This is a genomic window from Stenotrophomonas sp. 112478_Sma (assembly GCF_056479905.1).
In genome coordinates this window covers 250,849-262,936 of the sequence record NZ_CM151072.1, presented here as the reverse complement: position 1 = coordinate 262,936, position 12,088 = coordinate 250,849, and the positions used below count along the sequence as shown (strand labels likewise).

At 66.9% G+C, this 12,088-nt stretch carries 10 protein-coding genes; 3 read left to right on the top strand and 7 right to left on the bottom strand.

The window, feature by feature from the left end; all coding sequences use genetic code 11:
* Positions 1-13: 13 nt before the first annotated feature.
* Positions 14-1,033, bottom strand: coding sequence for a ribonucleotide-diphosphate reductase subunit beta (locus tag ACZK08_RS01140; protein ID WP_019661865.1), 1,020 nt, complete (start codon positions 1,031-1,033; stop codon positions 14-16).
* Positions 1,034-1,139: 106 nt separating this feature from the next.
* Positions 1,140-3,542, bottom strand: a complete 2,403-nt coding sequence (locus ACZK08_RS01135) for a ribonucleoside-diphosphate reductase subunit alpha (protein ID WP_065182038.1) — start codon at positions 3,540-3,542, stop codon at positions 1,140-1,142.
* A gap of 560 nt (positions 3,543-4,102) precedes the next feature.
* Here ACZK08_RS01135 and ACZK08_RS01130 point away from each other — a divergent pair.
* Positions 4,103-4,912 carry a DUF2884 family protein gene (locus ACZK08_RS01130; protein WP_065182039.1) on the top strand — a complete coding sequence of 270 codons (810 nt, stop codon included), beginning with the start codon at positions 4,103-4,105 and terminating at the stop codon, positions 4,910-4,912.
* 67 nt (positions 4,913-4,979) lie between these two features.
* Here the strand turns inward: ACZK08_RS01130 and zapE are convergent, their stop codons facing one another.
* Both zapE and ACZK08_RS01120 read right to left on the bottom strand, forming a co-directional pair.
* On the bottom strand, positions 4,980-6,080 hold the full coding sequence (zapE, locus tag ACZK08_RS01125) for a cell division protein ZapE (protein WP_053518589.1): 1,101 nt from the start codon (positions 6,078-6,080) through the stop codon (positions 4,980-4,982).
* Entirely contained in the window at positions 6,077-6,748 is a 672-nt protein-coding gene (locus tag ACZK08_RS01120) for an alpha/beta hydrolase (protein WP_065182040.1), read from the bottom strand. Before ACZK08_RS01120 ends, zapE begins: the two co-directional genes overlap by 4 nt.
* Before the next feature lie 43 nt (positions 6,749-6,791).
* On the opposite strand from ACZK08_RS01120, the gene ACZK08_RS01115 reads away from it, so the two are divergent.
* On the top strand, positions 6,792-7,649 hold the full coding sequence (locus ACZK08_RS01115) for an EamA family transporter (protein WP_065182041.1): 858 nt from the start codon (positions 6,792-6,794) through the stop codon (positions 7,647-7,649).
* A 136-nt stretch (positions 7,650-7,785) separates the two neighbouring features.
* Here the strand turns inward: ACZK08_RS01115 and ACZK08_RS01110 are convergent, their stop codons facing one another.
* The 3 genes from ACZK08_RS01110 to ACZK08_RS01100 form a co-directional block, all read right to left on the bottom strand.
* Complete coding sequence (locus tag ACZK08_RS01110; protein ID WP_065182042.1) at positions 7,786-9,231, bottom strand: ExeM/NucH family extracellular endonuclease; 1,446 nt, start codon at positions 9,229-9,231, stop codon at positions 7,786-7,788.
* A 199-nt stretch (positions 9,232-9,430) separates the two neighbouring features.
* Positions 9,431-9,949: a c-type cytochrome gene (locus tag ACZK08_RS01105; protein WP_053518595.1), complete on the bottom strand. Its 519-nt coding sequence runs from the start codon at positions 9,947-9,949 to the stop codon at positions 9,431-9,433.
* A gap of 198 nt (positions 9,950-10,147) precedes the next feature.
* Positions 10,148-10,765, bottom strand: a complete 618-nt coding sequence (locus tag ACZK08_RS01100) for a TetR/AcrR family transcriptional regulator (RefSeq protein WP_053518597.1) — start codon at positions 10,763-10,765, stop codon at positions 10,148-10,150.
* 155 nt (positions 10,766-10,920) lie between these two features.
* Between ACZK08_RS01100 and ACZK08_RS01095 the strand changes: the two genes are divergently transcribed.
* Positions 10,921-12,084 carry an isovaleryl-CoA dehydrogenase gene (locus ACZK08_RS01095; protein ID WP_053518598.1) on the top strand — a complete coding sequence of 388 codons (1,164 nt, stop codon included), beginning with the start codon at positions 10,921-10,923 and terminating at the stop codon, positions 12,082-12,084.
* Positions 12,085-12,088 lie beyond the last annotated feature (4 nt).

The window sequence follows — 12,088 nt, the reverse complement described above, 5'->3', positions numbered from 1 at the left end:
CTGACCGGACGGGTCAGAAGTTCATGTCGAAGGCAACTTCGCCCTGCACGCCGACCTGGTAGGCCGAAACACGGCGTTCGAAGAAGTTGGTCAGCTCCTGCACGTCCTGCAGTTCCATGAACGGCAGCGGGTTGCGCACGTTGTACTTCTTTTCCATGCCCAGCTTGGCGAAGTGCTGGTCGGCGCAGTGCTGCAGGTACTGGCGCATGTCGCGCGTGGAGATGCCCGCCACGCCGCCGGACAGCACGTCCTCGGCGAACTGCACTTCGCACTCGATCGCTTCGGCCAGCATGTCGTACACCTGCTGCTTCATCTCCTCATCGAACAGGTCCGGCTCTTCCTCGCGGACCACGCGCACCGACTCGAACGCGAACTCCATGTGGGCGCTTTCGTCGCGGAACACCCAGTTGGTGCCCGAGGCCAGGCCCGGCAGCAGGCCGCGCGAACGGAAGTAGTACACGTAGGCGAACGCAGCAAAGAAGAACAGGCCTTCGATGCAGGCGGCGAAGCAGATCTGGTTGAGCAGGAACTGGCGGCGCTGTTCGCGGGTCTCGATGCGGGTCAGGTCCTGGATCGAGTCGATCCACTTGAAGCAGAAATCGGCCTTCTTCTTGATCGAGTCGATGTTCTCCACCGCCGAGAACGCCTTGGCGCGCTCTTCCGGGTCCGGCAGGTAGTTGTCGAGCAGGGTCAGGTAGAACTGCACGTGCAGCGCTTCTTCATACAGCTGGCGCGACAGGTACATGCGCGCTTCCGGCGCATTGAGGTGCTGGTACAGGTTCAGCACCAGGTTGTTGGACACGATCGAATCGCCGGTGGCGAAGAACGCGACCAGGCGATGGATCAGGTGGCGCTCACCCGGCGACATCTTGCTGTGCAGGTCGGTGATGTCGATCTGGAAATTGATCTCTTCCACCGTCCAGGTGTTCTTGATCGCATTCCGGTACATGTCATAGAACTGCGGGTAGCGCATCGGGCGCAACGTCAGTTCAAAACCGGGATCGAGCAGCATCTGCTTGGGCTTGTCGGCCATGGGTGTTTCCTTGTCTTCTCGGGTCAAAACGCCGGGCATGGCCCGGCGCTACCTTGTCATTGCGCAGCCGGGCCGAGCCCGGCTCCATCTACGGCACAGCGCGCGATTACTGGCAGGCCTCGCAGGCTTCCGGGTTCTCCAGCGAGCAGGCGATGGCTTCGTCCGGGCTGAACACCTTGGCCGGGGCCGCGTTGCTGACCGTGGTCTTGGCGATCTTGGTGGCCGGACGCGAGCGCAGGTAGTAGGTGGTCTTGATGCCCTGCTTCCACGCGTACATGTACATGGACGACATCGCGCCAATGTTCGGGCTTTCCATGAACAGGTTGAGCGAGGCCGACTGGTCGATGAAGGCGCCACGCTCGGCGGCCATGTCGATCAGCGAACGCATCGGCAGTTCCCACGCAGTGCGGTAGACCTCACGCAGGGTTTCCGGAATCTGCGTCAGGCCGGCGATGGAACCTTCGGCCAGCTTGATGGCATCGCGCATGTCGGCGGTCCACAGGCCCAGCTTCTTCAGCTCGTTCACCAGGTAGCGGTTGACCTGCAGGAAGTCACCGGACAGGGTTTCGCGCTTGAACAGGTTGGACACCTGCGGCTCGACGCACTCGTAGCAGCCGGCGATGGAGGCGATGGTCGCGGTCGGGGCGATCGCGATCATCAGCGAGTTGCGCAGGCCGTGCTCCTTGATGCGGGCACGCAGGGCATCCCAGCGCGCGGTGTCTTCCGGCACCACGTTCCAGGCGTCGAACTGCAGTTCGCCACTGGCGGCACGGGTGTCGTTGAACGACGGGTGCTTGCCGCGTTCCTGGGCCAGCTCGGTCGAGGTTTCCAGCGCGTGGAAGTAGATCGTCTCGGCGATCTTCTTCGACAGGGCACGGGCTTCGGCGCTGTCGAACGGCAGGCGCTTGCGGAAGAACACGTCCTGCAGGCCCATGCAGCCCAGGCCGACCGGGCGCCAGCGCAGGTTGGCGCGGCGGGCGGTTTCGATCGGGTAGAAGTTCAGGTCGATGACACGGTCGAGCTGGCGCACGGCCAGGCGCACGGTCTCGGCCAGCTTCTCGAAGTCGAACTCGTTGTGCTCGTCGAAGTGGTTGCCCAGGTTGATCGAACCCAGGTTGCACACCGCGGTTTCATCGTTGGAGGTGACCTCCAGGATTTCCGTGCACAGGTTGGACAGGTGGATCACGTTGCCCGGACGCAGGGTCTGGTTGCTGGCGCGGTTGCACTTGTCCTTGAAGGTCATCCAGCCGTTGCCGGTCTCGGCCAGCGTACGCATCATGCGGGCGTACAGCTTGCGGGCAGAGATGGTGCGGTTGGCCTTGCCCTGGGCTTCGGCCTGCAGATAGGCCTGCTCGAAGGCTTCGCCGAACAGATCGGTGAACTCCGGCACGACGCGCGGATCGAACAGCGACCATTCCTGGTCGGCCTCGACGCGCTTCATGAACAGGTCCGGCACCCAGTTGGCCAGGTTCAGGTTGTGGGTACGGCGGGCTTCGTCACCGGTGTTGTCACGCAGCTCGAGGAAATCCTCGATGTCGGCGTGCCAGGTTTCCAGATACACGCAGGCCGCGCCCTTGCGCTTGCCACCCTGGTTCACCGCCGCCACGGACGAGTCCATGGTCTTCAGCCACGGCACGATGCCGTTGGAATGGCCGTTGGTGGACTTGATGAGCGAACCACGCGAACGCACGCGGGTGTAGCTGACGCCGATGCCGCCGGAGAACTTCGACAGCTGGGCGATGTCGCCGTACTTGGCGTAGATCGACTCCAGCGAGTCCTGCGGCGAATCGAGCAGGAAGCACGAGGACAGCTGCTCGTGGGTGGTGCCGGAGTTGAACAGGGTCGGGCTGGACGGCAGGTAGTCCAGGTTGCCCATGCGCTTGTACAGCGCCAGGGTCTCGGACACGTCCTCGCTCAGCGCGCTGGCGATGCGCAGGAAGAACTGCTGCGGGGTCTCGATCACCTTGCGGGTGTGCGGATGGCGCAGCAGGTAGCGGTCGTACAGGGTACGCAGGCCGAAGTAATCGAAGTTCAGGTCCAGCGAGATGTCGATCGCATCGTTGAGCTTGCGCGCGTTGGTCTGCACGAAGTTCAGCAGGCGGTCGTTGATCAGGCCGACTTCATGGCCACGGCTGACCGACTGCGAGAAGGCATAGATTTCCTGGCCCGACACTTCCTTGGCGATGTAGTTGGCCAGCAGGCGCGCGGCCAGACGTCCGTACTCGGGTTCTTCACCGATCAGCAGGGCGGCGGTGCGGATGGACAGCTCGTCCAGTTCGCGGGTGGTGGCGCCGTTGTACAGGCCGGAAATGGTGCGGGTGGCCACGCGCATCGGATCGACGGCGTGCAGGCCTTCGGAGGAACGCTGCACCGCACGCACGATCTTGTTCAGGTCCACCAGTTCGGTCGTGCCATTGCGCTTGGTCACACTCATCGCGTTGGCCGTCGGCGGCGACGTCAACAGGAACTCGCTTTCCTTTTCGATGGTGGCGCTGGTTTCGGTGGTCACGGCGTGTGTCCTCTTGGCGTGATGGGGTGGTTGCAGGTGCATCGGTGGCGCGGCCCAGGACATGACGGTCCAGGATGGCAGCTGGGCGTCGCAGGAGGTGAGACCTGCGCCTGCCGCTGCCGTGACGGTCGCCGACGGGTATCGCTGTGGACGGGGGTGCCGCGTGGCTCCCGCCTCTGCGCCTTCCCCGTTGTCCTTGCGACGTGGGGTCGCTGCGACCGATGGCCACAAGATAGTGGGGGTGGTGGGGTCCGTCAACGCCAAATGTAGTGAAATTCGGCAATCCCTTGCGCCGCAAGGATCGTGCCATCGGCGCCCGGATCGGACGCTTTGGACCTGCCGGAACGGGCCGCGCAGTCAAGACCGGAACGCGTCATTCCGGCGGTACAACGGAGTGCGGAAACAGAACAATGACAGCTTCACATGACAGTAACGGAATGACCAAGGGACAACCCTGTGGATAGAAGGTGGGCAGCCGGTGGACGGCGTGACTTTCGGCCGATGACGGACAGGCCGGAGAGGCGGACGCTGGGCTCTGGCGACTGGAAAAGGAATGTCCAATGGACCTGCGACTGCCTGCCCTGGCAGTGCTGTCGGCGCTGTGCATCATGCCGGCGCAGGCGGCCGACGCGCCGAAGCTGCACGCGGACCAGTGTGGCATCCGCACGGACTATGACGTGCTGGTGGACAGCGGCGGCATCTGGCTGCGACACGGCCCACAGGCGCCGCACGAGGTGGTGTTCCACGATGGTGTGCTGAGCCTGGATGACACGATCGTGCCGGTCAGCGACGCCGATGCCGCCCGCCTGCGCCAGCTGGAGGCCGGCGCGCGCCGGTTGATGCCCGCCGCCACGGCATTGGCGCGCGATGTCAGCCAGCTGAGCTTCGACGCGCTCGATGGCGTCTACGAGAGCCTGACCGGCACCGCCAACAGCCGCAAGGTCAGGCGCCTGCGGCGGCAGGCGGATGACTGGATCGAGGGGACGCTCGGAAAGGGCTACTGGGAACAGGCGACCTTCGGTCCCGGATTCGAGGCGAAGGTGCAGGACATGGCCGAGACGCTGTCCGGCTCGATCGCCCGCAGCGTGCTCTGGCAGGTCTTCACCGGCCGCAGCGACGCCATGGAGGAACGTGCCGAGCGCCTGGATGCCGAGCTGGACCGGCGCCTGGAAGCCGGTGCCCAGCGTGTGGAGGCCAGCGCGATGGCGTTGTGCCCGCTGGTGCGTGCGCTGGCCGATACCCACGATGCGCTGGAAGTGCGTTACCGGGGCCAGCCGCTGCGGCTGCTGGAGCGCAGCGACAACGGCCTGCAGGTGTCGACCGGGCCGGAGGAGCGGCCGCAGGGGAACGCACTGGCGCCCAGCCGGTAACGTCGAGCTGCCGCTGCAGCGCCTGCGCGCGGCTGCCCTTCCGGCAGATCGTGCAGCTCCCGGGCCCTCACGCCCGGTGCGGTGTACCCAGGTATTCAGCGCTCTGCATCTCGATCAGGCGCGAGGCGGTGCGCTCGAACGCGCCCTGCAGGCGCTGGCCGGTGTACAGCTCGACCGGCGAGGTGCTGGCGGTGCAGACCAGGTTGACGTGGCGGTCGTACAGTTCGTCGATCAGGTTGACGAAGCGGCGCGCGGCGTCCTCGTTCAGGCGATCGAAGGCGGGAATGCCGCCCAGCAGCACCGTATTGAACTCGTGCGCGATCTCGATGTAGTCCGATGGGCCGCGCGGGCCTTCGCACAGGGCGGCGAAGTCGAACCAGGCGATGCTCTTGCCCCGGCCGCGGACCGGAATCTTGCGGCCTTCGATCTCGATGTTGCCGGCCTTGGCGGGCTGACCACCACTCAGTTCGTTCCAGCGCGTGGCGAGCCAGTCGTCGCTATCGGCGGCCAGCGGCGCGCGGTACACCGGCGAGCGGGTCAGCGCGCGCATCCGGTAATCCTCCGTGCCTTCGGCGTACAGCTCGACGCAGAAGCGCTGCAGCAGGCTGATGGCGGGCAGGAAGCTCTCGCGCTGCAGGCCATTGAGATACAGGTTCTCCACCGCCGTATTGGAGGTGGTGACCAGGGTCACGCCCTCGGCGAACAGGCGTTCGAGCAGGCGCGCCAGCAGCATGGCGTCGCCGATGTCGGTGACGAAGAATTCGTCCAGCACCAGCACGCGCAGGTTGCTGCGCCATTCCTGGGCGATCTTCGCCAACGGGTCGCTCTGGCCCTGGTGCTCGCGCAGGCGCTCGTGGACGCTGCGCATGAAACGATGGAAGTGGGTGCGGTACTTCTGCTTGATTGGCAGCCCGTCGTAGAACAGATCCACCAGGAAGGTCTTGCCGCGGCCGACACCCCCCCAGAAATACAGCCCCTTGACCGGCTCGGGCTTCTTCCAGAACGAGGACAACCGGTCCAGCCAGCCGTCGTCGGCGTTGTCCAGCAGGCCCACGTGGATGCGGTCCAGCTCGGCCAGCGCCGCGTGCTGGGCGGGGTCGTCCTGCCAGTCACCCCGGGCAACCCCGGCCGCATACCGCTGCGACGGGGTCAACTCGACTGCACTCATGCCGCTGCGCCCAGCCAGTGCTTGACGCCGTGGGTCAACGCACCACGCAGGTCGATCAGCTTGCGATGGAAGAAGTGGCTGGTGTCGGGCATCCGCACCAGCTCATGCGGAGCCTGCAGCGCGTCCAGCCACTGATAGACCGCCTGCGGGTCGACGATCTCGTCCTGCTCGCCCTGGATCACCAGCCAGCGGGCCGGTGGCTGCACGCCGTCGAAATCCCAGCGGCCGGCCGGCGGCGCGATCGAGATCAGCGCCTCCGGCTGCAGCGTGGCGGCCGCCTTCAGCGAAACGAACGCACCAAAGCTGAAGCCGGCCAGCCACAGGCGGTCGTCGGGGCGCTGGCTGCGCACCCAGGCGGTCACGGTCTTCAGGTCATCCTGCTCGCCCACGCCGCCATCGAAGGTGCCCGCCGAACCACCGACGCTGCGGAAGTTGAAGCGCACCGTGGCGATGCCCAGCTCGCGCAGGGTGCTGGCGGTCATGGTGACCACCTTGTTGTGCAGGGTGCCGCCCTCGGTGGACAGCGGATGGCAGACGATGGCCACGATCGGCTGCACCGGCACATCGGCCTTGGGCAGGTCGACGACCACTTCCAGCGGGCCGGCCGGGCCGTCCAGTTCGAGGCAGGTGGTTTCGCCAGGGGCGACGGGGAACGAAGGCTTGTGCATGGCACCATGATACCGTCCCCCGCCCCTGCCCTGTGCCCGCCCCATGCTCTACCTGTCTTTGGCCGTGATCTGCAGCGTGCTGGTTTCGGTGTTGTTGAAGGTGGCCGGACGCCGCCAACTGGATGTTGCGCAGATGGTCACCTGGAACTATCTGGTGGCTGCGACCCTGACCGCCGTGGTGCTGCAGCCGTCGCTGGATGCGCTGCGCGCGCCGCATGCCCCGTGGCCGTCGTTGCTGGCGCTGGCGGTGGTGCTGCCCTCGATCTTCCTGGTGCTGGGCCGCGCGGTGGCGGTGGCCGGCATCGTCCGCAGCGACGTGGCGCAGCGGCTGTCGCTGCTGCTGTCACTGGCGGCGGCGTTCCTGTTCTTCGGCCAGACCGCCACGCCGTGGAAGCTGGCCGGGCTCGGCCTGGGCCTGCTGGCGATGGTGGCCATCAGCCTGCGCCCGCGCGGCCCGGCGGTGGCGTCCTCGCCGGGTGGCTGGGGCTGGCTGCTGGGCGTGTGGGGCGGCTTCGCGGTGGTGGACGTGCTGCTCAAGCAGGTGGCGCTGTCCGGCACGCCGTCGATGGCGGCGGTGCTGGCCAGCTTCAGCGTGGCCTTCGTACTGATGCTGGCATTGCAGCTGTGGCGGCACTTCAGCGGTCGCAGCCGGCTGGCCTGGCACAACCTCGGCGCGGGTGCGCTGCTGGGCCTGCTCAACGGCGGCAACATCCTGTTCTATGTGCACGCGCACCAGGCGATGCCGGACAGCCCGGCCACGGTGTTCGCCGGCATGAACATCGGCGTGGTGGTACTGGGCGCGCTGGTGGGCGTGTTTGCCTTTGGCGAACCAACCACGAAGTGGAACCGGGCCGGCCTGGCGCTGGCGGTGCTGGCGATCGGATTGATCGCCTGGGGGTGAGTACGGCCCGGGGGTCGGATCCCATTCCAACGGAATGGGCTCTGACCCCACGTGCGGCCCACGCGTTCATGGCCCGGCGATGCATCGGGGTCAGAGCCCATTCCGTTGGAATGGGATCCGACCCCGGCGTTGGGCATTACTTGTCGAAGCCCAGCAGCAGCGGGTCGTGGTCGGAGCTGCGCCATGGGCCGGGCACATTGCGCCCCTGGTAGCCGCTGGCGTCCTGCTCGTCGGCATTGCTGTGCCATTCGGCGGCGCCCGCCAGGCGGCGGGCCATGGACGGACTCAGCAGGGCGTGGTCGAGGCGGCCGCTGTAGCCGTTGTAGACGTAGCTGTAGGGATGTTCGACCTTGGCCACCTTGAAGGCGTCCTGCCAGCCCAGCGTGTGCAGCGTGCGGATCGGATCCTCCATCGCATAGGCGTTGAAATCGCCCAGCATCACTACATCCTTCACCTTCAGGCGCGCGGCTTCGGCCTGCACCCACTGGTTGAGCTGGCGGGCCGATTCGACGCGCGTCGCATTCCAGCAGCCCTGGCCATCGTTGCGGTCGGCGTCGGCACCGCTGGCGTCGCGGCACCCCTTGGACTTGAAGTGGTTGGCGACCACCATGAACGGTGCGCCCTTGCCCTGGAAAGCCTGCGCCAGCGGTGCGCGGCTGTGCTCGGCAAACGGGCCGTCAAGCTTGGTCAACGGCGGGCCCAATGTCTTGAACGCACCGCGCTTGTAGATGATGCCGACGCGGATGGGATTGGTGCCGGGGCCTTCGCCCGGATCGACCGCCACCCATGCGTCGTCCGGCCCGGAGTGTGGCCGGTCATTGAGCGCGGCCAGCAGCTCGGCAATGGCCGACTGCGGTCCGTAGCCATCGTTCTCCAGCTCCATCAGGGCGGCGATGTGGGTATCGAGCGCATTGATGGTGGCGACCAGCTTGGCCACCTGGGCCTTGTGCTCCTCCAGCGTGCGGGCACCGCGCAACGTCGGGAAGCCACCGCCCTGGCCGTCGCCATTGAAGTAGTTTTCCAGGTTGAACGCCGCGATACGCAGGCTGCCAGGCACGTCCGGCACCGCCGGCCGCTGCAGTGCGGGCAGGCTCAGCGTGCCTTCGACCCGCAGCTGGGGGCGGCCCTGCGCGTCCACGCGGACGATGCCTTCCACATTGCGCAGCAGCATGCCGGTGCGCAGCACCGGGTTGCCCGGCAGGTAGGCCACGCTGCCCGGATCACGCACGTCGCTGCCATCGTCCAGGACCAGGCGGCGGCGCAGGTTGTCAGCCATCACCTGTTCGATGCCGGCGGTGCCCGGCGCGGCCACTTCGGTCGGCTGCCACAGGCGACCGCCGAAGGCGACCGTCAGCTGGCCGGAGCGTTCCAGAGCGTCGGTGCCGGCCAGGGTCAGCGGCGCAGCGATGCGCACACGCTGGCCGTCCAGCGCGCGCCAGTCGGCCGGCGCGGTGGCCAGTACAACGGTGGAGTTGCGCGGGGTGGCCGTCGCCGGGGCCGGCATGGCCTGCGGCTGGGCCTGGGCAAAGGCAGGTGCCGGCAGCAGCAGGGACAGGGCGAGAACAAGGAAACGGCGGCGCATCGACGGGCGACTCCACGGAATGGGGGGCACAGACTAACCCCGAAATACGAACGCCCGACTGCAGCCCGGCGATCGGCCCGGGTGGGCAAAGCCCCGGGGCCGTCGATGGCGCGATCGCAGCGCCGGGCCCATGCCCGGCAGCCGCCCACGCAGGTGGAGCAGAGGCTGCCGAGGGCAGGCCCGGCGCTGCGGAAAGGTCCTACTTCAGGTTGCCCAGCATCCAGTCCACGGTGGCGTGGATCTGTTCCTCGGTCAGCGCCGGGTTGCCGCCCTTGGGTGGCATGATGCCGCCGTCCGGGCCGGTGTAGCCCTCGATGGCGTGCTTGTAGAGCGTGTCCTTGCCCTGCGTGATGCGCTGGTCCCAGTGCGCGCGGTCCAGGGTCGGCGCCTGGCCCACGCCGGTGGTATGGCAGGCGGTGCACAGGTTGTCGAAGATGACCTTGCCATCCGTGGTGCCGCCGTACGCCACCTGCGAGGCGGCCTTGGCCAGCGCGGCCGCCTTGGCGGCCGCCTGCGCGGCCGCACCGGTACTGCCGGCGTACACGGCTCCGGTCGGCGCGATGCGCTGTTCGGTGCGTTTGGCCGCAGTGGGCGACACCTCGGGCGGAATCCGGGTGTGCAGGAAGGCGGCAAGGAAGATCAGACCCAGAGTGATGGCCATCAACAGCGCGATCACCATGGAGAAGCGTTTCAGGAACTCCAGATCGTAATTCCGCACTCTTCGTTACCCCTGGCTGGTAGTCGTTGGACCACGGCTGAGCGACTGCGTGATGGGCCGAGTATAGAACGCGCCCTGCGCGCGACAACAGGCGTCAATGCTGGTGCGGCGCAACATGCCGGGGCTGGGGTCAGATCCCTTTTGCGCCGCAAAAGGGATCTGACCCCAGCAACACAAGCCACCGGGCATGGCCCGGCGCTACCGATTTACCGGTGCGCCGATGGCACGCAGGCAGAAGCTGCAGATGGCGTCGACCAGCGCATCCTCGTCGCGATGCGCTTCACGGCTGGGCGCAGTCGGGCCAACCATCGCTTCGGTGAAGGCGCCGACCAGGCACGCGGCCGCCACATGCGCATCCTGCGCAGGCAGTTCGCCGGCGGCCACACCTTCCTCCACCAGGCGCAGGAACACATCGCCGAAGGCACGGCGGCCGCGCATGCGCTCGGCTTCCACGTCCGGATCGACCGGTTCGACGATGAAGGCGTGGGCCAGCCCCGGACCCGCCAGGGCGCGACGCACGAAGGCGGCGATGGCCAGCCGCAGGCGCTCGCTGGCGGCCTCCGGGCCGCTGGCGATGCGTTCCATGATCGCCACTTCATGGGCCACCGCCGCGTTGAGCACCTCCACGAACAGGTCGGCCTTGGAGGGGAAATGACGGTAGATCAGGCCGGTGGAGACCCCCGCCTGGGTTGCCACGGCGGTCACCGGGGCGTTTCGCCAGCCGCCGGTGGCGACCCGTTCACGGGTTGCCAGCAGGATCCGCTCGCGGGCCCCGGCCAGGCGTTCTTCCATCAGTGCAGAGCGTTTGTAGGCCATGTTTTGATTCTGGTTTCAATTTTTGAATTTGTGTTCACTTCTTTCCCGAACCCCGTTACGCTGGGGCCTCGCCCGTGCCGGCGCGGTCCTGGAAACCATCGCCGGCAAGCCCTGGGTGCGTCCATCCCCCACTTTGCCGCCGTGGAGCCGCTGTAATGCACGTGCCATCCCTGAACTTCGATCTCGGTGAAGAGATCGACCTGCTGCGCCAGAGCGTGGCCCATTTTGCCGCCGCCGAGATCGCGCCGCTGGCGGCCGAGGCCGATGCGACCAACCAGTTCCCGCAGGCACTGTGGCCGAAACTGGGCGAACAGGGCCTGCTCGGCCTTACCGTCGAGGAAGAATACGGCGGTACCGGCATGGGCTACCTGGCCCACGTGGTGGCGATGGAAGAGGTCTCGCGCGCCTCCGGCGGCATCGGCCTGTCCTATGGCGCGCACTCCAACCTGTGCGTGAACCAGCTGCGCAAGAACGGCAGCGAGGCGCAGAAGCAGCGCTTCCTGCCCGACCTGTGCAGCGGCGCCAAGGTGGGCGCACTGGCGATGAGCGAACCCGGCGCCGGTTCGGACGTGGTATCGATGAAGCTGCGCGCCGACAAGCGTGGCGATCGCTATGTCCTCAACGGCAACAAGATGTGGATCACCAACGGCCCGGACGCCGATGTGCTGGTGGTCTATGCCAAAACCGACATGGACGCCGGCGCCAGGGGCATCACCGCCTTCCTGGTTGAAAAGGGCATGCCGGGTTTCTCCACCGCGCAGAAGCTCGACAAGCTGGGCATGCGTTCCTCGCCGACCTGCGAGCTGGTGTTCCAGGACTGCGAGATTCCCGAAGAGAACGTGCTCGGCAGCGTCGGCGGTGGCGTGCGCGTGCTGATGTCCGGCCTGGACTACGAGCGCGTGGTGCTGTCCGGCGGCCCGCTGGGGCTGATGGCTGCGGCCATGGACGTGGTGATGCCGTACGTGCACGAACGCCACCAGTTCGGCGAAGCGATCGGCAGCTTCCAGCTGATCCAGGCCAAGATCGCCGACATGTACGTGGGCCTGGGCGCCTGCCGCGCCTACGTGTACGCCGTGGCGCGCGCCTGCGACCAGGGCCGTACCACCCGCCAGGACGCGGCCGGTGCGATCCTGTACGCCGCCGAGAAGGCCACCTGGCTGACCGGGCAGGCGATCCAGATCCTCGGTGGCAACGGCTACATCAACGAGTACCCGACCGGCCGCCTGTGGCGCGACGCCAAGCTGTACGAGATCGGTGCGGGCACGTCGGAGATCCGCCGCATGCTGATCGGCCGTGAATTGTTCCAGCGCACTCTGTAAGGCC